Raw genomic sequence first — 19,718 nt, forward strand, 5'->3', positions numbered from 1 at the left:
ACAGGCGGCATGCAGGACACGGATCCGTTGAGCAAGACCGAGGCGGCCTATTGGCTGTTGCGACGCGATATCCTCAATACGAAGCTTAGGCCTGGCGCATCCTTGCGGCTCGGCGCATTGCGGGAGGCCTATGGCGTCGGCTGGACTCCGCTCCGCGAGGCCCTGTCGCGGCTGGAAGCCGAGAAGCTGGTGACGGCCGTCAGCAATCGCGGCTTCGCGGTCGCCCCTGTTTCCAGGGCGGAGCTGGAAGACCTGATGCGCGCGCGAATGGTCATCGAACTGCCGCTGTTCATGGAATCGATCGAGAAAGGCGGTCCGGATTGGGAATCTGCCGTCGTGACAGCGCACTACCGCCTGTCGCGCTGCAAGATCGTGCCGGATTCCGCTTCCGAGGAGATAGCCGATGAGTGGGATGAGAAGCATTCCGCCTTCCATGCCGCGCTGGTAAGCGCTGCGACATCAAATTGGCTCAAACGCTTCCAGTCCACCATCACGGATCAACTTCGTCGTCACCACCGTTTCCTCGGTCTGGCGCCGACGCAGCGCGCCACCGCCGGCCTTTCCGCCGGTTATGAGAAGGCGGTGGCGGCGCTCAAGGACGCGATGGCGATCGAACATCACACGGCGCTGATGGAGGCCGCCCTCGACCGCGATCTCGAACGCGCCAAGGCGCTGATGACGGAGCATATCGGCTACACATTGCAGGTCTATATCCGCTCGGAGGATAAGGCCGGGTAGCGCCAGCGAGGCGCGATCATGCGTGCTTGCGCCATGAAGGATGGCCGATATCTCGTACGGTCGGACTTCGATCGTCTTTTTCAGCCGGCCTAAGGGCTGATAATTGGCAATCAAGCATCGGCCGTCAGTTTCACCAGAGCCAATGCGCATGTTCATCGAGGTCGCGCGTCGAGTTCGGCGGCGGTGCATCTGAGTTTCAGATGGGTGGTATCCGTCAAATCGAGCTTGTCCCATGGCACGATATGACCGCTCGGCCGCTCCTTGAAGCCGAAGGGGCGCAAAATGGTATGGCCGATCGTCGTTGCCGATAATCTCTCGAGCAAGCCCAGAACTCCGAGGTGATATTCGACGACGACGAAATCTTTTCCCGCGGCTTCCGCTTTGATCTCTTCCAGCCGCCCGATCGGCCGGTCATCTATGTCATGAATCTGCGCTCCGAGCAGGAGTTCCAGGTGAATCTCCGTCATGACCGTCCTCCCGGAATGCGGCTGAAGATGTGTCGTCTCAGCCATTCCTGTGCCTGTCCGAACGGCGTCTCGCTATTGTCGACATCGGCTTCGATATCGACACCCACATTCGTGATTTTCGACCATGGGATCCGATAGGGACGCCAACCGTCACCCGCCCGCACTTGTGGGGAAAGGGCGAGCATCCAGCCATACAGCCGCCGGCTCAGTCTTCGCACCAGCGTCGATGTGCCCATTTCGATGAAGGCGATCTTGAGCCGGCCGCCATCTTCGGTCGTAAGCACGATGCCGTCGACTTTTCCGATACGAGCCTGCCGGCGATCGACGACCTGCTTATCGAGAATATCGCGGACAAGATACATGTCAGCCTCCCAGGATTTCGAGCGGTGTGGTTACAATCGAGAGTAGAAAAGCCATCGCGACGATGAAGATGACGGCGGCATTGCTGATCCAGCCATTTCTGTGCTCGCCCACATAGGTCGGGTCATTCATCAGGATGAGGAAGGGAACCACGCCGAACGGCAGGCTGAGCGCGGTGAGCGCCATCGAAAAGATGGTGAGCTGGAGAGGATCCATGCCGACGACGATCGGGATCATGGCAATCAGAAGCGAAGCGGTATAGACGAGGCAGAAGGCGGGATGGTCTTTCGGTTTGGTGTTTTCCGACCAATTCCATCCGAAGCCCTGCGCAACCAGATAGGCCTGCGCCAGACTCACCTCGAGGGCGGCGCCAAAGCAGGTGATCCCGAGTGATGCTGCGAAGAGATAAAGCCCCCATTTTCCGAAGGCGGGCGTGAGGATCATGGCGATCTGCTCATATCCTTCGATGTCTCCGACCCCTTTGGAAGGATAGATCATCGCGGCCAGCACCATGATGGCGGCGGTGATGATTGCGCCGAAACTCATGCCGATGATTGCGATCGCGCGATTGGTGCCGAAGTAGCTCTTGTCCCACCCGTCTTCTATGGCGCCCGAGGAGTAGAAGTAGAAGAGATAGGGAGAGATGACCGCGCCCAAAATTCCGACGACGATGAAACTATAATGCAGCGGATCCTCGCTCGGCAGCATCGGCACCACGCCTTTGACGGCTTCGCCCCATGGCGGACCCATGACGAACACCGCGACGACGAAGGAGAGCGCCAGCAGCCCCAGGGACGACATGCCGTTCTCGATGAGACCGAACGTGCCTCGCCAGAGCAACAGCCAAACGGCAAATGTCACCGGAAGTGACCACCACGAAAATTTCACCCCGGTCAGAAACTGCAGCGCAAGCGATATGCCGCCGATCTCGGCTGCAAGAACGAGAAGATTGACAACGAATGCTATGGTTACGGTCAGAAGAAAAATGTTGGAGCCGAAGCGGTCTCGAATTCCGTCGACGATCGTGTAATGGCTGGCGATCGCGAAGCGCCCCGACATTTCAACGAGGAAAATCACGCAGATGGTGCCGAGCACGATGGCCCAGAGAGGCGCGTATCCATAGGCTGCGCCCGCCTGGCTGGAGGTCGCGATATTTCCCGTTTCAAGAAAGCCGCCGATGCTCGTGATGATGCCCAGCGATATCTGCAACAATTTTTTCATTGCGCTGCTCGGGAGCCGGCTTTCAATTCGGCTTCGACGCCCCGCAAATCCTCAAGATGTCGTGCAATCGTCTCTGTCCGGCCATTGACGATATCGTCGTGCGCCGCGCCGATGATTATCACCAGCCGGCCGGCCACGGCGGCCAAATACCGGGGAGATGCCGGGAGTTCCTTCGACAGGCTGCCGATCTTGGTTGCGCAGCGCTCCATCGTCAGTGCGCTAAAGCTGTTCGGCACAAGCATTTTCGCCCGTGCTTCCAAGACCATGTCTGCCGTTGCACTCCATGAAAGTACCGCACGAATTTGGCGTTCGGTTTGTTGTCGTCCATCCGAGCAGGAGGCCATGCTCACAAGCAGCAGGGCGATGATGAAAAATTTCACAGCAAGGTCCTCATGGAATGCCGCTCAAGCTCGATATCTCTAATATAATCAAATGGAGGCGCGTGAGTTCCAATATGGGCGGCGCTCGACCGGCGCCTGGACGATCGCGGCTCCGTGTATGGCTGGCAATTGTCAGGCTCCCGCGCCTTCCGACTACGATTTTGCACGGGGAGGAGGCGCAGAAGCCCTCGATGGTGTTGAGCATCCCGGTCAGGTGCGATCGCCGTCACCCTCACTCGCCGACATGTTTGGAAGCCGTTGCCGCACGATGCTTGCGGATGGATCGCGCATGCCGCGTCAAGCCGCGTTCATTTTGCTCAAACGAAGAAAGATTAAGAATTTTCACTTTCGCGCTTGACGATCTTCCTACTGGAAGGTAGGCAAGATGTATGAGCAACCTTTTGACGACATCCGACGAAATTCTGGCGTCCGCGCGGACGCTGATCATGAGCGGAGGATACAACGGCTTCAGCTATGCCGATATCGCTGACGTGGTCGGGATCCGCAAGGCCAGCATCCATCACCACTTTCCGAGCAAGACCGACTTGGTCCGCACGCTTGTTATTCGATATCGCGAGGAAGCCGAGGTGGGTGTGGCGGTCCTCCAGAGCAACGTGCAGAATGCCTCCGAGCTTCTCAAGACCTATGCCGGCCACTGGTCGAAGTGCATTGAGGATGCAAGCAGGCCTTTCTGCGTTTGCGCCCTGCTTGCGAGTGAACTGCCGGCGTTGCCGCCAGAAGTCGCGGTTGAGGTGAAAGCCTTCTTCCGCTTCATCTCGACATGGCTGACCTCCATCATGGAACGTGGCGCCAAGGACGGAACCTTGAAGCTCTCAAGCGAACCCAAGGTTGAGGCCGAGATATTCATGGCTTCGGTCCATGGAGCCATGCTCTCGGCGCGAGCTTATGGAGAGCCTGAAGTGTTCGCCACCATTCTGGCGCCCACCTTGCAGCGACTGTCTCCGATGGTCGCTCGATAAAAGCTCGGGGCGGAACGAACCCGCCCCGAGCAAAACTGTACCTCGAAAAACTACCAACTAGTAGGAAGATATCAACATGATCAAGATCATTCTCCCCGCGCTCGTGCTGGGGCTGTCCAGCATCTCCTCGGCGACGGCTCTAGTCTCGTCCGCCTATGCCGACGATATGAAGGCCGAACAGGTCCATGTCCGAGGCCGCATCGTCAACTACGCCGGCTCTACTCTCAAGGTGAAGACGCGCGAAGGAAAGACCCTCGACGTCGCGCTCGCTGACGGCTGGAAAGTTTCGAGCGTCGCAAACGCAAAGGTAACTGACATCAAGCCCGGCGACTTCGTCGGCATCGCGTCCTCGCCGAAAGAAGGCGGCGGTGACGGGGCTCTTGAAGTGCTCATCTTCCCGCCGGCGTTGAAAGGTGCGGGTGAGGGCAGTTACGGTTGGGACCTTAAGCCCAACAGCAGCATGACCAATGCTACCGTGGCGGATGCCGTTAAAGGCGTCGATGGCCGGACAGTCACCGTCTCCTATCATGGCAAGGAAAAGAAGATCTCTATCCCGGACGGCACCCCCGTCGTGACCTTTGCGCCGGCGACCAAGGATGATCTCATTCCCGGTGCCATTGTCTTCATCCCGGCCGAGAAGGCTGCGACCGGCCCGATGGCCCATCAGATTCTCGTCGGAAAGAATGGCGTGGTTCCGCCCATGTAACCACGTCGTCGTCGGTCGGATCGGCCGCCTAACCGGTTCGACCGGCGACCATCACACAACGCCGTCTGATCTAAGGCCCTTGGATTCCAAGACGGAGGACACCGTCGTGAACGAGAATGCCAGCATCGACAACCTTCAATCTCCCCGGACGATCTTCATCCGCCGCCACTCCCTCATCACACGCTTCACCCACTGGCTGAACGCGCTGTGCTTGAGTTTCCTCCTGTTGAGCGGGCTGCAGATCTTCAACGCCCATCCCGAATTGTACTGGGGCCATACGGTGCTGACGGCGAACCCGCAGTCCTGACGATAGGCTCCGAGGGACAAAAAGACGATACGCGCGGTTTCGTGCGTATCGCAGGCGTGCAATTTGCGACGACCGGTGTTCTCGGCGTTTCGGACGTCGCGGGTGAGCGCACTGAGCGGGCTTTTCCGAGTTGGGCCACCATACCGTCGTTTCAGGATCTTGCGGTTGGACGCCGCTGGCACTTCTTCTTTGCCTGGCTGTTTCTTGTCAACGGCATCCTCTATCTCGGCTTCAGTGTCCTGAGCGGCCATTTCAGGCGAGATCTCGCGCCGACGGTAAGAGAGCTTTCGCCGCGTCATCTGTGGCACGAAGTTCTCGACCATGCTCGCCTTCGCTTTCCGAAAGGCGAGGAGGCCAAGCGTTATAACGCACTTCAGAAGCTGACATATCTCGCCGTGATTATTGTCCTTCTGCCCCTCATGATCCTCACGGGCCTGACCATGTCGCCCGGCATCGACGCCGCGTTCCCTGCGCTGGCCGATGTCTTTGGCGGGCGCCAATCGGCTCGAACCATCCACTTCGTCACCGCATCGCTTCTGGTGCTGTTCGTCGTCGTTCATATCGCGATGGTCGTGCTGTCGGGGCCTTGGAACAACATGCGCTCGATGATCACCGGCCGCTATGCAATCCGGGAAGAAGGTCCGAACTCATGAGCCAGCTTTTTACCCGCCGCCGGTTCCTGATTGGCAGCACGCTCGGTGCCGGTGCGCTCGCTCTTCCCGGCTGCGACCTCTTGGAGCAAAACACCGACGTCGCCACGGTTCTTCGTTCAGCCGAACAGCTGACGATGAAAACCCAAAGGCTGCTGCAGGGGCGTGATGCTTGGCCACTTTTCCTGGAATTGCTTTAAGCCTGCCAGTCTTTTCTTCAGCAAGAGCGATGGATCATGTCAGCAGTCCGTGCATGACAAGATCAATATGCGCTTGCAGATAGGTGGTTCTGTCGAGAGTCCGGCGCTCGTCGAAAAGGAGCTTGAAGAATAGAAAGGCGATGGCGGGCGCCACGATTGCATCGCCGAACGCAGCCGGCGCCGGCCGGAATTCCCCAAGGCTTATCCCGTCGTCGATAAGGGCCTGCATTTGACGCTCGAGAGGCTCGATAAATATGTCGTGGTGCCGATCGACGATCTGCGGGAATCGCGAACCTTCGGCAATGACGAACCTCATCAGCTCCCGCAATTTGCGATCCCTGATTATGAGATCGTAGATGAGTTCGATATTTCCCTGAAGCCGCTCCGTGGCGGTCCCTTTCAGCTCATTTGCACTTGCCAAGAGATTTTCGAGAGGCTCGGAAATGTGCCGGATCATCGCTTCGAAAAGCTGTTCCTTCGTCTCGAAGTAAACATAGACGGTTCCCTTCGTAACTCCGACCCTGCTGGCGATATCCTCGACGCGCGTGGCGACATAGCCGCGCTCGACGAACTCTTCAAACGCGGCATCCAGGATCTGCACGGGGCGGCGGGCCTTTTGCTCCGCGCGCGTCAGCTTTTTTAGATCGGTCATGTTCCACCTTGAGCGTTATTGACGGTTCGACGTCAAGATAATTCAATTGACTAATGGGTCAGTCAATAATATTCGTCTCGCCAACGGATGCAAGAGGTCAAATCATGAAAACTATCCTTGTCATCGCATGGCTGGGTGCGAGCGCGGTCGCGCTGTCCTCATGCGAAAAGCAGGCCGAGAGTGAGACAAAGCCAAAGAACGTCGAGGCTGTCGTGGCCAAGGTCACGCCGGTCGTCGAAAACAACGCCATCACCGGCGAGGTGAGTGCCCGCGTCGAAAGCGACCTGTCTTTCAGGGTCAGCGGACGCATTGTCGAGCGTCTGGTCGACGTCGGGACATCGGTGAAGGCCGGGCAGGTGCTTGCGCGCATGGACGCCGAAGAACAGAAGGCCGATCTCGATGTTGCCACCGCGAACTTGCAGTCAGCGCTCGCGCAGCAAACGCAGGCCCAATTGGCGTTCGACCGCCAGCAGAATCTCTTCAAGACGCAGGTGACGACACGCGCCGCGCTCGATCAGGCCCAGGAAACGCTATTGACTGCCCAGGGAAGCGTGAAGTCGGCGCAAGCTCAACTCGACACGGCACAAGACGCGCTCTCCTATACGGAGCTGCGCGCCGATGCCGATGGCGTCATCACCGCCAGAAACGCAGAAGTGGGGCAGGTCGCGCAAGCCGCACAGCTGGTCTTCACACTTGCGCATGACGGCCCCCGGGACGCTGTCTTCAACGTCTTCGAATCCCTCTATCTCGGGCGAAATCTTGAAAACCAGGTCGCTGTCAGTCCCCTTTCGGCACCATCTCACAGGATGGAGGCTTCCGTGCGCGAAATCTCGCCCACGATCGATGCGTCGACCGGAACGATCAGGGTCAAGGTCGGTCTCGAAGCGGCACCAGACATGCAGCTTGGCGCTCCGGTGGTCGGCTTGTTTCGGTCCACCGCGCGGGACGCAATCGAATTGCCATGGTCGGCAATGGCCTCAAAGAGCGGCAAGCCGGCCGTTTGGATCATCGATCCCGCTTCATCGAACGTGTCGCTGCGCCAGATCGATGTCTCCGGCTATGAGACCGGCCGCTTCGCTGTGCGGACGGGCGTATCTCCGGGCGAAATCGTCGTCGTCGACGGCACGAAATTCTTGCGATCAGGCCAGGCCGTCACATACGACAAGGGAGCTGCAAAATGAATATCCGTATCACAGCCGGCCTTGCGATCTTCGGCTCATTGCTGCTGACGTCCTGCCAGAAACAGGAGGAAGCCCATTACGAGCCGGCGCGTCCCGTGCTTTCCGTTGTCGTCAAGTCCACCGCGGCTTCCGCGCTGACCCTGCCGGGGACGGTCGAGGCCAAGATCGAGACCCAGCTCGCATTTCGGGTCCTGGGGCGGGTTATAGCGCGCAAGGTCAGCGTCGGCGACATCGTCAAAAAGGGCGATGTCGTTGCCGCCATCGATCCGCTGTCGCTGGAGCTTGCGGTCAAGAGCTCGCAATCCGAGCTTTCGAATGCGCAGGCGCAGTTGGCGAATGCCGCATCCACCGAAGAGCGCCAGCGGTCCCTGCTCGAGAGCAGATCGGGAAGTGAAGCGGCCTACGAAGAGGCGGAACTTGAGCGCAAAAGCGCCAATGCCTCTGTTGCCAAGGCACAGGCCAATTTGGACAAGGCCGAAGAGCAGCTGGGCTACACGCAGCTGAAGGCGGAATTCGACGGCGTCGTGACGGCCACTTCAGCCGAGGTGGGCCAGGTCGTGTCGGCGGGCCAGAGCATTGCCACCGTTGCCCGGCCCGACCAGCGCGATGTCATCATCGATATACCTGTCGCCAGCTTCGACGGTCTTAAGCTTGGGTCGCCCTTTGAGGTCGCCCTCCAGCTGGATCCGAGCATCCGCGCGAGTGGTGTCGTCAGGGAGATCGCCCCGGAAGCCGAGGCGACGACCCGCACGCGACGCACGAAAATCATGCTCATCGATCCACCGGCGGCGTTCCGCCTAGGCTCTGTCGTCACCGCAACCGCGACCGTTGTTGCAGATCCGATGATCCTGCTGCCCTCTTCATCCGTCCTGATGAAAGACGGAAGGCCGAACGTCTGGGTGGTCGATACCACGGCTCACAAGGTTTCCATTCGCGCGATCAAGATCGACGGGGACCTCGTCGAGGGCGGTTCCGTGAAGATCGCAGAAGGCATCAGCCCTGGCGAACGCATCGTCGTTGCCGGCGTTCACAAGCTTGCCGACGGCCAGGCCGTCAGGGTAGATTAAGGAAAGACCCCCGTGAAAAAATTCAACCTGTCCGACTGGGCGCTCGAACATCGTTCGCTCGTCTGGTACTTCATGATCGTCTTCATTCTGGCCGGCGCCTTTTCCTATATCGGTCTAGGTCGCGAGGAAGATCCCGCCTTCACCATCAAGACGATGATCATTCAGGCGCAATGGCCCGGCGCATCGGCCGAAGAAGTGACCAAGCAGGTCACCGATCGCATCGAAAAGAAGCTCGAGGAGCTGGATTCGCTCGACTATACCAAGAGCGAGACGGTTGCCGGCCAGACGACCATTTTTGTCGAACTTCTGCCGACGACCAAAGCCAAGGATGTCAATGCCATCTGGATGCGGGTCCGCAACATGATTGGCGACATCAAGGGGAATTTCCCAAGCGGTGTCGTCGGACCGTTTTTCAATGACAGCTTCGGCGACGTCTACGGCAATATTTACGCCTTTACCAGCGACGGGCTGACACAGCGCCAGCTTCGCGATCTGGTCGAGGATGCGCGCGCAAAAGTGCTGACGGTTCCTAATATCGGCAAGGTGGACATTATCGGCGCACAGGACGAGGCCATCTATCTCGAATTTTCGACGCGAAAGATCGCAGCGCTCGGGCTGAACCAGCAGTCCGTCATCGACACGCTGCAGGCGCAGAATGCCGTCACCCAATCCGGTTTCGTCGATGCCGGTCCCGAGCGCATCGCCCTGCGGGTCAGTGGCCAGTTCACGTCCGAGGAGAGCCTTCGATCGATCAATCTTCGTGTCAACGACCGCTTCTTTCCGTTGACCGATGTCGCGACGATCAAGCGGGGCTATGTGGATCCTCCCTCGTCGCTGTTCAGATTTAACGGCCAGCCGGCCGTCGGGCTTGCCATCGGCATGAAGACCGGGGCAAATCTGCTTGAGTTCGGCAAGGCGCTCGACAAGGAGATTGAACAGGTCACGGCCGATCTTCCCATCGGCGTCGATGTCCAGCGCGTATCCGATCAGCCCGCCGTCGTCGACGAAGCCGTGTCGGGCTTCACGCGCGCGCTGTTCGAGGCGATCGTCATCGTGCTTGCGATCAGCTTCATCAGCCTCGGCGTTCGGGCGGGGCTCGTGGTTGCCATCTCCATTCCGCTCGTGCTGGCGATCACCTTCCTCGTCATGGCCTATACCGGCATTTCGATGCAGCGTATTTCGCTTGGGGCGCTGATTATCGCCCTTGGCCTCCTGGTCGACGACGCGATGATCGCCGTGGAGATGATGGTTGCCCGATTGGAGGTGGGCGATGATCTGAGAAAAGCGGCGACATATGTTTATACGTCGACCGCCTTCCCGATGCTGACCGGTACGCTCGTAACGGTTGCAGGCTTTATCCCCGTCGGCCTCAATACCAGCGCCGCCGGTGAATTCACCTTCACTCTCTTCGTGGTCATCGCCGTTTCGCTCCTGGTTTCCTGGGTGGTTGCTGTGCTGTTCACGCCGCTGCTCGGCGTGACGATCCTTCCGAAATCCATGAAATCGCATCATGAGCAGAAGGGCCGTTTTGCACGGGCCTTCGCATGGCTCCTGGGCGTGGCCCTGCGCTGGCGCTGGATTACGATTGGTGCCACTGTTGCAACCTTCGCCCTTTCCATTGGCGGAATGAGCCTGGTGCAACAGCAGTTTTTCCCTTCCTCCGACAGACCGGAGCTGATCGTCGACTGGAACCTGCCGCAGAACAGCTCGATTTCAGAGACGAACAAGCAGATGGCCAGGTTCGAGCGCGAGATGCTGGCCAACAACAAGGACATCGATCATTGGACGAGCTATGTCGGCCAGGGCGCGCCTCGCTTCATCCTATCCTTTGATGTGCAGACACCCGATGTCTCCTTCGGGCAGACGGTGATCGTCACCAAGGGGCTCGACGTTCGCGACAAGGTTAAAGCCGAACTGCAGGATTATCTGACGAAGACCTTCCCCGGCACCGACGCGTTCGTGAAGCTGCTCGATATCGGCCCCCCGGTCGGCAAGCCGGTACAATATCGGATCAGCGGCCCGAGTATCCAGAAGGTCCGGGACATTGCCCAGCAATTCGCAGGCATCGTCGGTCAGCATCGCTTGCTGTCCAACATGACGTTCGACTGGAACGAGCCGTCACGAGTCGTCAAGGTCGATGTCCTTCAGGATAAGGCACGGCAACTGGGTGTCTCGTCGCAGGACATTGCAACGGCGCTGAACAGCATCGTCGAGGGATCGGCGGCGACGCAGATCCGGGATGACATCTATCTCGTCGATGTGATCGGCCGCGCCGAAACCTCCGAGCGAGGCTCGATCGAAACGCTGCAAAACCTTCAGCTTGCCGGCTCCAATGGCAAGTCCGTGCCATTGTCCGCCGTTGCGAATTTCCACTATGAATTGGAGCAGCCAACGATTTGGCGCCGGACGCGTATACCGACCATCACCATCAAGGCTGCGGTCGCCGGATCGACGCAGCCGGCGACTGTTGTCAACGAACTGCAGCCGAAAGTCGACGAGTTCCGCAAGAGCCTTCCAAGCGGCTACCACATCGTCGACGGCGGTTCGGTCGAGGAAAGCGCAAAAGCGCAGGGCCCGATCGTGGCGGTAGCGCCGCTCATGTTGTTCATCATGGCGACGATCCTGATGATCCAGTTGCAAAGCTTCAGCAGGCTGTTCCTGGTCTTTGCCGTCGCGCCATTGGCGTTGATCGGCGTTGTCGCGGCCTTGTTGCTCAGCAATGCGCCGCTGGGGTTTGTTGCGATCCTGGGCGTCTTGGCGCTGATTGGCATTCTGATCCGCAACTCGGTGATCCTCATCGTGCAGATCGAACACCTTCGAAGCGAGGGTGTACCGCCCTGGCAAGCCGTCATCGAGGCGACGGAGCACCGGATGCGGCCCATCATGCTGACGGCGGCGGCTGCGACGCTCGCGCTGATCCCGATCTCCCGGGAGATATTCTGGGGGCCGATGGCTTATGCGATGATGGGCGGCATTGTCGTCGGTACGGTCCTGACGCTGCTCTTCCTCCCAGCCTTGTATGTTGCCTGGTTCCGAATTCCCCGCGACAGCGCGCAACACTGAAGAGGGCAACCCATGTCACAGCTTGGACGAAGGGGCTTCGCCGTTCTGATGGTTCTATCGGTATTGGCGGGTTGTGCGGGGCGGCTGGAGAATGTTCTCGAGCCCCTCGCGGCCGCCATGCCAGGCACGAGCACCGTGGACATGATGGTGGCCACCACCCGCCGTCCGACCGACAAACCGGGCGAGCTCTATTCCGGCGAGCGCGGAACGGCGATATCCTTCAACGATATCGTCGTTTCCATTCCTCCGGATCGAAATCGTAAAATCGGCGAAGTGCAGTGGCCATCGCATGTGCCGGCCAATCCCGCGAAGGAATTCGCTGTTACGAAGGTCGGAGGGGTCGCGTCCGAGCGCAACATTTTCGAATGGTTCAACAAGAACCGCAACGCCAAGCGGCAGGTCGTCATTTTCGTGCACGGCTTCAACAACACCTATTCCGACGCGGTCTTTCGCTTCGCCCAGATCATGCATGATTCCGGAACGGATGCTGCGCCGATCCTCTTCACCTGGCCCTCGCGCGGCAAGGTCTTCGATTATCTCTACGATAAGGAGAGCACGAATTTCTCAAGGCGAGCGCTGGAGGATCTGATCCTGCAATCGGCCAGGAGTCCGGATGTCGGCGAGGTGACGATTCTCGCGCATTCCATGGGATCCTGGCTGACGGCGGAAGCGTTGCGTGGCGTTGCCATGCGCAACAAGGCAATTCCGGCAAAGGTGAAGAACGTCATCTTGGCATCACCCGACATCGATATCGACGTATTTCGCCGGCAGATGATCGAGATGGGGCCGCAACGTCCGCATTTCACGATCTTTTCCTCGACAAGGGATAAGGCGCTGCAGGTTTCGCAATGGCTATCCGGTGGCGTCAGTCGCGTCGGCGGCTTCGATTCGACGCCCTATGCCGCGGATTTGGCCAAGCTCGGGATCACGGTCATCGATACAAGTTCCGTCAAAGCGGACGATGCGCTGGGCCATAATACATTTGCGGACAATCGCGATACAGTCCAGCTGCTTGGACGGCGGCTGGCGGGACAGTCGTTGGATACCGGGCAAGTCTCGCTTGCGGACCGCGTCGGCATGGCGGCCGTCCGAACGGCGGACCTGGCGGGATCGGCAGCGAAAGTCGCGGTCGCAGCGCCCATGTCGATTGTCAGCGATGATGCAAGGCAGGTGCTGAAGCAGCAATTTTCCTCTGGCCCGTCGCCTATCGTCGATGGGCGAGTTTCTTATTGATGTTGGAAACTCTTAGATCCGATCACCAGCCCCGCCGTGGCCCATCGGCTTTCGAGGGATTTCGAGGGTGACGGCGAGGCCGCCGGCAGTGGGCAACGATGCGAACACGCGCCCGCCGTGGCGCTCGATCGCCTGGCAGGTGATTGCAAGGCCAAGGCCGTATCCGCCTCTCGTTACGGCGTCGTTGCCGCGCGAAAACGGCTGGAAGATGCGGTCCAGCTCATCCCGCCCGACCCCTGGCCCTTGATCGGTGACGCGGATGGTAAGCAGGTCGGATTTCGCTTCGCAAGATACGGTTATTCGGCTTTGAGCGGCGGTGTATTTGACGGCGTTCCGCACGACGTTTTCAAGTGCCCTATAGATCAATTCGCCCTCGACTTCCGCCGGGAATGTGCCGCCGACACTGGTGGTGATCGAGATCTCCCGTGACTGCGCCTCGAAATCCGCGTCGCCCAGGATTTCGTTCAGAAGTTCGATGACATCGAGGGATTGGGTTTTCAGCGGTATGCTCGAGCCGGCGGTCAGCCTGGCAAGCGTCAGGATTTCGCCCACCAGCACATCGAGGCGTTCGACCTCCCGGTCCGCTCGGTCCAGCATGACGTCGAGTTTCGCCGGGTTTTGCCGCAGGACGCCCACGACGGCCTGCAGGCGGGATAGCGGCGAACGCAATTCATGGGAGACGTCGTGAAACAACTGCTGCTGTGCATCCTGAAATTCCTGCAGCCGCGCGGCACTGGAATCGAAGTCATGCGCGAGCGCCGTAACTTCGTCCGTGCGTCCCGCCATCTTGTCGCCGATGCGGAAGTCGAAGCGGCCATGTGCGAGCGCGCTCAGGCCGTCGCGCAGATGAACGACGGGGCGAATGAGGTATCGGGCGAGCGCGCCCGCCGATATCGTGCTCGATATCAGGATCGTGAGCCATGGCAGGAATGGAGCGAAGATTTCAAAGGTGAAACGCATCGGCGTCGTCACGAAAATTCGGTAGCAACTCCCATCCCTTGAGACAGAACGTGCATCGGTCGTGTTTCCCTGCGGGCAGGCGTTGGCGCTGGAACTCTTCGACATGGAAAGGCCAAGCGGCTGCGTCTTTTCGCTCGTGAACACGAAACGCCGGGCGGCGTCTTCGCTATCCTCAATCAGGATGTTTGCGGCAAGGTTGACGAGAAGCGTCCGCCGATCCTGTTCCAGTTCATGCGCGAAGGGAACCGCTTGAATGAGCTTCACTGTGATAATGACGATGCTGACGGTTGCTGCAAGCGTCAGCCAGATAATCATGAAGAACTTCCAGAAGAGCTTGGGCATGGTCAATCCACGAGCAGCTGATAGCCCAAACCTCGCACGGATTGGATCCAGGATTGACCGTCCCCTCGCAGCCCGAGCTTCTGACGAACGCTGCTGATATGAACATCGATGCGGCGATCGAAGGGCGTAAGCGGCTTTCCAAAAGCATGCTTGGAAATGTCCTGCTTTGACACCAGCTGGCCGGCGTTGCGGGCAAGGATTTCGAGCAGGCCGAACTCGGTGCCGGTCAGCTCCAACGGCTCGCCGCACCATTCGGCGCTTCTCTTACCGGGATGGATCACGAGCTGACCTGCCTTCACGACATCGATCGATGCGCCTGCCGGCTGGTGCGTCCGGCGCAAGATCGCGCGCAACCTCGCCGCAAGTTCGCCAGGCGAGCATGGCTTCGGAACATAATCGTCAGCGCCAAGGTTCAAGCCGGATATTCTGTCGACATCATCGCCTCTTGCCGTCAGCATCAGCACGGGGATCTGGCTCAGCTTGCGAATTCTCTGCAGAACTTCGATCCCGTTCATCCGGGGCATCATGATATCAAGGACGATGATATCGACCGTATTTCCGGCGGCAGCGGCAATGGCTGCGCGCCCATCCGTGTCGGTTGCGACGTCATATCCTTCCTCGATGAGATATTCCTGCAAAAGCATCGTTAGCTCGACATCATCGTCGATGAGAAGAACCTTGCTCATTCACCCTGTCCATCATTCGTATCGGCGATCCCTACAATATAAAGCCGAAGGTCGGGCCAAGTTTTACATAACTTAACACTCCCTTGACCGCACTTAACATTCGTCCGGCTACTGATTGATATCGGCGAGCTGTGATCGGTTGCGTGATTGGAATAGCGCGCGCTCCTGCCAGAAACCGCAAGGCGAGAACTGCCCGGAACTGCCCGGAACTGCAAGGAATGCATTATTGAAAAAGCCGTCCATAAGGTTCGCAGCCGCATTCGTCGCGGCTACGCTTCTCTTTCCCTTTTCCTTTCGAAATGCCGCGGCGGAACAGACATCAGCACCCGCTCTTACCGTTTCCCTTGCTACGCCGGAGCAACGGGAATGGCCGGAGACCGTTCCGGCGAGCGGTTGGCTAAAGTCGTGGCAGGATGCAATCATCGCCTCGGAAACGAGCGGCCTGCGCATCACGGATATTCTGGTCGATGTCGGATCCGTGGTCAAGAAAGGGCAGACGCTGGCGCGGCTATCGCAGGATAGCGTTCTGGCCGAGCTTCGCAAACAGGAAGCTGCTGTCGTGACGGCCAAGGCCAAGCTGGCCAAAGCCACGGCCGACGCAGATCGGGCGAGGCAGCTGCGGTCTTCCGGCGCTTTGTCCGCTGAGAAGATCACCGAATATTTTGCCGACGAGCAAACCGCGACCGCGAGCCTCGCATCCGAGGAGGCGGCGCTCGACAGTGAAAAGATCAAGCTTGCTCAAACGACGATTACGGCCGTGGACGATGGCCTGATAACCTCGCGCTCCGCGGATCTCGGCACGGTCGTTTCCACCGGCACCGAGCTGTTTCGCATGGTTCGCCAGCAGCGTGTCGAATGGCAGGCGGAAGTATCGGCTCGCTATCTTCCCAGCATTTCGGAAGGCTTGAAGGCCACCATCAACGGCCCCGACGGCCGCCGGATCGAGGGGAAGGTGCGGCTGGTTGGCCCATCGGTAAGCACCGATACAAGCCGCGCAATCATCTATGTCGCGCTGCCGGCAGATGTGCGGCCGCGGATCGGGTTCTACGTCACGGGCAGCATAGAGCTGCGGACGGCGCCGGCCATGACTGTTCCCGAAACGGCGATCGTTTTCCGCGACGGCCTTAGCTACGTTTTCACGGAAGGCGACGACAGCCGCGTGCGACGGGTCCGGGTGGAGACCGGGCGTCGCAATAATGGCGAAGTCGAAATCCTTTCCGGCATCGAGCGGTCCACGAAGGTCGTCACGTCAGGCGGAGCGTTTCTGTCCGACAATGATCTTGTAAAAATTGCGGAGACGCACTGATGAATTTCTCAGCATGGTCCATTCGCAATCCCGTGCCGGCGATTTTGCTGTTTGCAATGCTCGGCCTTGGCGGGCTCCTGGCCTTCAAACAGCTGGCGATCCAGAATTTCCCGGATATGGATCTGCCAACGATCAAAATCTCCGCGACGCTCGACGGCGCCGCCCCGACGCAGCTCGAGACGGAGGTCGCCCGCACCATCGAGGACAGTCTCGCTTCCCTCAGCTATCTCGATCACATCACCACGACGATTACCGACGGTACGGTCTCGATCAAGGTTTCCTTCAAACTCGACAAGGACAGCGAAGCGGCATTGAACGAAGTCCGCAATGCCATCGATAGCGTGAAGGCCGATCTTCCCTCGCAGATGGAGACGCCGAGCGTTACCAAGGATACCGTCCAAAGCTCCGCGCTGGTTGCCTATGCCGTGCGCTCGACCAGCCTCGACGAGACCGAATTGTCCTGGTTCATCGACAACGATCTGACCAAGGCGTTGCTGTCGGTGCCGGGTGTCGGGCAGGTCAACCGTATCGGCGGTGTCGATCGCGAAGTTCACGTGGATCTCGATCCCGGGACCATGGCATCGCTCGGGGTCACCGCGGCCACCGTATCGTCGCAGTTGAAGGCCGTTCAAGCGGACACATCGGGCGGTCTTGGCGAGATCGGCGGCACCCGTCAAACCCTACGCACCCTTGGCAACCTTCCGTCGGTCGAGGCGCTGAAGGCACTTAGTATTCCCCTGGCGAATGGCCAGCAGGCGCGTCTCGACGATGTCGCATCGGTCAAGGACAGTTTCGCGGATCGCACCTCGATCGCCTATCTCGACGGCAAGCCTGTCATCGCCGTCGAGATCAAGCGTTCGAAAGGCTTTTCGGATAGCGGTGTCGCGGAAGATGTCGATGCGGCAATCAAGACGTTCGCCGCCGCTCACCCCAATGTGCAAATCGATCAGGCCTACAGCACGATCGGGCCGATCATGGATAACTACCATGGCTCGATGCACATGCTGTATGAAGGTGCCATCCTCGCAATCATCGTGGTCTGGTTATTCCTTCGCGATTGGCGCGCGACTATCCTGTCCGCGGTGGCACTGCCTCTGTCGGTCATCCCGACGTTTCTTGCCATGTATTTTGCAGGCTTCAGTCTGAACATCCTCACGCTGCTTTCCCTGTCATTGGTGATCGGCATACTCGTGGATGACGCCATCGTCGAAATCGAGAACATTGCCCGCCACCTGCAGATGGGCAAGCGGCCGATCGATGCCGCGATGGAGGCGGCCAACGAGATTGGACTTGCTGTCATTGCAACGACCTTTACGCTCGTTGCAGTCTTTCTGCCGACAGCTTTCATGAGCGGCATCCCCGGGCTTCTGTTCCGGCAATTCGGAGTTACCGCCGCCGTCGCGGTCCTTGCCTCGCTTGTTGTCGCGCGTCTCCTGACGCCCATGATGGCAGCCTATTTCATGAAGGCTCATCCGTCCGAAGAGAAGGACGGCCGCATCATGCGCGCCTATCTGGCCGTCGCGAAAGCCGCCCTGAATTACAGGAAGACCACGGTTACGATAACGGCCGTCATCGTGGCGCTTTCGCTTTCGACCATCCCTTTTCTGAAATCTGGCTTTTTGCCGGCTTCTGACGATGCGCGCACGCAAATCACGCTCACGATGCAGCCCGGCTCCACTATCCGGCAGACTGACGTAATGGCGCGCAAAGCCGCGGATATTGTCGGCAAGCTGCGCGACGTCACGCATGTATTTTCCTCGGTCGGTTCGTCATCCTCCGGCGGCGGTATGGACAGCAGTTCCACGAGCGATGTCGGCTCCGCCACGATCGTGGTCGTCCTGACACCCATTTCCGAGCGCAATCGGAAACAAGCGGAGATCGAAAACGATATTCGCCAGGCACTCTCCGCCCTTCCGGGAATGCGTGTGGAAGTCGGTAGCAGCGGCAACGGCACCAAGCTCGAGATTACCCTTGCCAGCGACGATGCCGGTGCGCTCGACAGCGCAAGCACGGCGCTGGAGGAGCAGCTTCGAACGGTTCAGGGGATCGGCGCGGTGACATCGACGGCAGCCAGGCAGGCGCCCGAGATCCAGATCACGCCCGATTTTGCCCGCGCCGCGGCGCTTGGCATAACCTCGAATTCGGTCGCCAGCGCCGTGCGCGTGGCGACAAACGGAGAATATTCCGCGGATCTGCCAAAGCTTACCCTGCCGCAGCGGCAGATCCCGATCGTCGTCCGCTTTTCGCCCGAAACGCGCGCCAGCCTCGACGATATCAAGAATGTGCGGGTGGCCGGAACGAACGGCAATGTCGACCTCGGCTCGATTGCCGATATCCGCATCGGCGGCAGTCCTTCCGAGATCGACCGCATCGACCGTATGCGCAATGTCACCGTCTCCGTCGAACTGAATGGCCGGATTTTGGGCGACGTCAACCGCGAGGCGAAGGCGCTGCCGGCGCTTCAGCATCTGCCGCCGGGTGTCACGCTCGTGGAGCAGGGGGAATTGCAGCGAAGCTCGGAGCTGTTCCAGAGCTTCGGCCTTGCCATGGCGATCGGCATCTTCTGCATCTACGCCGTCCTCGTCCTGCTGTTCCATGATTTCCTGCAGCCGCTTACCCTGCTGATGGCTCTGCCGCTCTCGCTCGGTGGTGCGCTCGTGCCGCTCGTGATGACTGGAACGAGCTTCTCGATGGCGGCCGTCATCGGGCTGCTCATGCTCATGGGCGTGGTGACGAAGAACTCCATCCTGCTCATCGAATATGCGATCATGTCGCGACGGCAAGGCATGTCCCGGTTCGACGCGCTCATCGATGCATGTCACAAACGCGCGCGGCCGATCGTCATGACCACCATTGCCATGGCGTCGGGCATGCTTCCGGTTGCCCTTAGCCTGACCGGCGGCGATTCGAGCTTCCGTCAGCCGATGGCGATCGTGGTGATCGGCGGCGTGACGACCTCGACCTTGCTGAGCCTCATTGTCATCCCTGTCATCTTCACCTTTGTCGATGATTTGGAAACGGTCCTCAAGCGGCTCCTGCGCCGCGTCGGCCTGGCTCATGAAACCGCCACCGAAACTCCGGCGCCCGATGGTCACGAGGCTATCGCCTTCAACTCCGATCGTGCACGGCGAGGACATGGTCACGGTTAATCCCCGTTTTGGAGAGTTGTCAGCCCGGCCGCCTGTTGATGTTCGTCGCCTTTCGGCTGGCATGCATCGC

16 protein-coding genes and 2 pseudogenes are annotated in these 19,718 nt (G+C 59.4%); 11 read left to right on the top strand and 7 right to left on the bottom strand.

Translation table 11 applies throughout. From position 1 onward, the window contains the following. The first annotated feature begins 9 nt into the window (after positions 1-9). A complete protein-coding gene (locus CCGE531_RS20305) occupies positions 10-738 on the top strand; it encodes a GntR family transcriptional regulator (RefSeq protein WP_120667249.1) in 729 nt (242 codons plus the stop codon). Positions 739-890: 152 nt separating this feature from the next. On the opposite strand, the gene CCGE531_RS20310 is transcribed toward CCGE531_RS20305, so the two are convergent. The 4 genes from CCGE531_RS20310 to CCGE531_RS20325 are packed head-to-tail and all read right to left on the bottom strand — an operon-like array spanning position 891 to position 3,166. After that, the gene (locus CCGE531_RS20310; protein ID WP_120667251.1) at positions 891-1,205 is read right to left on the bottom strand and encodes a PRC-barrel domain containing protein; all 315 of its coding nucleotides are present in this window, start codon (positions 1,203-1,205) and stop codon (positions 891-893) included. Continuing rightward, positions 1,202-1,567 carry a hypothetical protein gene (locus tag CCGE531_RS20315; protein WP_120667252.1) on the bottom strand — a complete coding sequence of 122 codons (366 nt, stop codon included), beginning with the start codon at positions 1,565-1,567 and terminating at the stop codon, positions 1,202-1,204. Before CCGE531_RS20315 ends, CCGE531_RS20310 begins: the two co-directional genes overlap by 4 nt. 1 nt (position 1,568) lies before the next feature. Next, positions 1,569-2,786 carry an Nramp family divalent metal transporter gene (locus CCGE531_RS20320; RefSeq protein ID WP_120667254.1) on the bottom strand — a complete coding sequence of 406 codons (1,218 nt, stop codon included), beginning with the start codon at positions 2,784-2,786 and terminating at the stop codon, positions 1,569-1,571. Further along, positions 2,783-3,166 (bottom strand): hypothetical protein, encoded by a 384-nt coding sequence (locus CCGE531_RS20325; protein WP_120667256.1) that lies wholly within the window; start codon positions 3,164-3,166, stop codon positions 2,783-2,785. The genes CCGE531_RS20320 and CCGE531_RS20325 overlap by 4 nt, the downstream gene beginning before the upstream one ends. Positions 3,167-3,555: 389 nt before the next feature. On the opposite strand from CCGE531_RS20325, the gene CCGE531_RS20330 reads away from it, so the two are divergent. The 4 genes and pseudogenes from CCGE531_RS20330 to CCGE531_RS20345 all read left to right on the top strand — a co-directional run. Then, positions 3,556-4,146, top strand: coding sequence for a TetR/AcrR family transcriptional regulator (locus tag CCGE531_RS20330; protein WP_120667258.1), 591 nt, complete (start codon positions 3,556-3,558; stop codon positions 4,144-4,146). Between the two features lie 76 nt (positions 4,147-4,222). Continuing rightward, positions 4,223-4,852 carry a hypothetical protein gene (locus CCGE531_RS20335; protein ID WP_120667260.1) on the top strand — a complete coding sequence of 210 codons (630 nt, stop codon included), beginning with the start codon at positions 4,223-4,225 and terminating at the stop codon, positions 4,850-4,852. Between the two features lie 106 nt (positions 4,853-4,958). After that, positions 4,959-5,812 (top strand): annotated as a pseudogene (locus CCGE531_RS20340) (cytochrome b/b6 domain-containing protein). After that, a pseudogene (locus CCGE531_RS20345) lies at positions 5,809-5,982 on the top strand (molybdopterin-binding protein); the annotation flags it as partial. The pseudogenes CCGE531_RS20340 and CCGE531_RS20345, both read left to right, overlap by 4 nt. 61 nt (positions 5,983-6,043) lie before the next feature. Here CCGE531_RS20345 and CCGE531_RS20350 read toward each other — a convergent pair. Beyond that, entirely contained in the window at positions 6,044-6,661 is a 618-nt protein-coding gene (locus CCGE531_RS20350) for a TetR/AcrR family transcriptional regulator (RefSeq protein WP_120667262.1), read from the bottom strand. 104 nt (positions 6,662-6,765) lie between these two features. Between CCGE531_RS20350 and CCGE531_RS20355 the strand changes: the two genes are divergently transcribed. From CCGE531_RS20355 to CCGE531_RS20370, 4 genes are read left to right on the top strand one after another with little or no spacing between them, the layout of a single operon-like run. Next, positions 6,766-7,842 (top strand): efflux RND transporter periplasmic adaptor subunit, encoded by a 1,077-nt coding sequence (locus CCGE531_RS20355; protein WP_120667264.1) that lies wholly within the window; start codon positions 6,766-6,768, stop codon positions 7,840-7,842. Then, a complete protein-coding gene (locus CCGE531_RS20360) occupies positions 7,839-8,909 on the top strand; it encodes an efflux RND transporter periplasmic adaptor subunit (protein WP_120667266.1) in 1,071 nt (356 codons plus the stop codon). Before CCGE531_RS20355 ends, CCGE531_RS20360 begins: the two co-directional genes overlap by 4 nt. A 12-nt stretch (positions 8,910-8,921) precedes the next feature. After that, entirely contained in the window at positions 8,922-11,972 is a 3,051-nt protein-coding gene (locus CCGE531_RS20365; RefSeq protein ID WP_120667268.1) for an efflux RND transporter permease subunit, read from the top strand. A gap of 12 nt (positions 11,973-11,984) precedes the next feature. Then, a complete protein-coding gene (locus CCGE531_RS20370; RefSeq protein WP_245459323.1) occupies positions 11,985-13,205 on the top strand; it encodes an alpha/beta hydrolase in 1,221 nt (406 codons plus the stop codon). A gap of 12 nt (positions 13,206-13,217) precedes the next feature. Here the strand turns inward: CCGE531_RS20370 and CCGE531_RS20375 are convergent, their stop codons facing one another. Beyond that, on the bottom strand, positions 13,218-14,507 hold the full coding sequence (locus CCGE531_RS20375) for an ATP-binding protein (RefSeq protein ID WP_120667270.1): 1,290 nt from the start codon (positions 14,505-14,507) through the stop codon (positions 13,218-13,220). 2 nt (positions 14,508-14,509) lie between these two features. Further along, positions 14,510-15,193 carry a response regulator gene (locus CCGE531_RS20380; RefSeq protein ID WP_120667272.1) on the bottom strand — a complete coding sequence of 228 codons (684 nt, stop codon included), beginning with the start codon at positions 15,191-15,193 and terminating at the stop codon, positions 14,510-14,512. 226 nt (positions 15,194-15,419) lie between these two features. Between CCGE531_RS20380 and CCGE531_RS20385 the strand changes: the two genes are divergently transcribed. Further along, a complete protein-coding gene (locus tag CCGE531_RS20385) occupies positions 15,420-16,499 on the top strand; it encodes an efflux RND transporter periplasmic adaptor subunit (RefSeq protein ID WP_120667273.1) in 1,080 nt (359 codons plus the stop codon). Then, positions 16,499-19,648 carry an efflux RND transporter permease subunit gene (locus CCGE531_RS20390; protein WP_120667275.1) on the top strand — a complete coding sequence of 1,050 codons (3,150 nt, stop codon included), beginning with the start codon at positions 16,499-16,501 and terminating at the stop codon, positions 19,646-19,648. Before CCGE531_RS20385 ends, CCGE531_RS20390 begins: the two co-directional genes overlap by 1 nt. Positions 19,649-19,718 lie beyond the last annotated feature (70 nt).

It is taken from the genome of Rhizobium sp. CCGE531 (assembly GCF_003627795.1).
GTDB lineage: Bacteria > Pseudomonadota > Alphaproteobacteria > Rhizobiales > Rhizobiaceae > Rhizobium.

What these genes read in the sequence shown, in the direction of transcription:
- CCGE531_RS20320 (WP_120667254.1), bottom strand. Translation starts at nt 2,786, where the DNA reads ATGAAAAAATTGTTGCAGATATCGCTGGGCATCATCACGAGCATCGGC.
- CCGE531_RS20310 (WP_120667251.1), bottom strand. Translation starts at nt 1,205, where the DNA reads ATGACGGAGATTCACCTGGAACTCCTGCTCGGAGCGCAGATTCATGAC.
- CCGE531_RS20380 (WP_120667272.1), bottom strand. Translation starts at nt 15,193, where the DNA reads ATGAGCAAGGTTCTTCTCATCGACGATGATGTCGAGCTAACGATGCTT.
- CCGE531_RS20360 (WP_120667266.1), top strand. Translation starts at nt 7,839, where the DNA reads ATGAATATCCGTATCACAGCCGGCCTTGCGATCTTCGGCTCATTGCTG.
- CCGE531_RS20330 (WP_120667258.1), top strand. Translation starts at nt 3,556, where the DNA reads ATGAGCAACCTTTTGACGACATCCGACGAAATTCTGGCGTCCGCGCGG.
- CCGE531_RS20390 (WP_120667275.1), top strand. Translation starts at nt 16,499, where the DNA reads ATGAATTTCTCAGCATGGTCCATTCGCAATCCCGTGCCGGCGATTTTG.
- CCGE531_RS20315 (WP_120667252.1), bottom strand. Translation starts at nt 1,567, where the DNA reads ATGTATCTTGTCCGCGATATTCTCGATAAGCAGGTCGTCGATCGCCGG.
- CCGE531_RS20355 (WP_120667264.1), top strand. Translation starts at nt 6,766, where the DNA reads ATGAAAACTATCCTTGTCATCGCATGGCTGGGTGCGAGCGCGGTCGCG.
- CCGE531_RS20335 (WP_120667260.1), top strand. Translation starts at nt 4,223, where the DNA reads ATGATCAAGATCATTCTCCCCGCGCTCGTGCTGGGGCTGTCCAGCATC.
- CCGE531_RS20305 (WP_120667249.1), top strand. Translation starts at nt 10, where the DNA reads ATGCAGGACACGGATCCGTTGAGCAAGACCGAGGCGGCCTATTGGCTG.
- CCGE531_RS20350 (WP_120667262.1), bottom strand. Translation starts at nt 6,661, where the DNA reads ATGACCGATCTAAAAAAGCTGACGCGCGCGGAGCAAAAGGCCCGCCGC.
- CCGE531_RS20370 (WP_245459323.1), top strand. Translation starts at nt 11,985, where the DNA reads ATGTCACAGCTTGGACGAAGGGGCTTCGCCGTTCTGATGGTTCTATCG.
- CCGE531_RS20375 (WP_120667270.1), bottom strand. Translation starts at nt 14,507, where the DNA reads ATGCCCAAGCTCTTCTGGAAGTTCTTCATGATTATCTGGCTGACGCTT.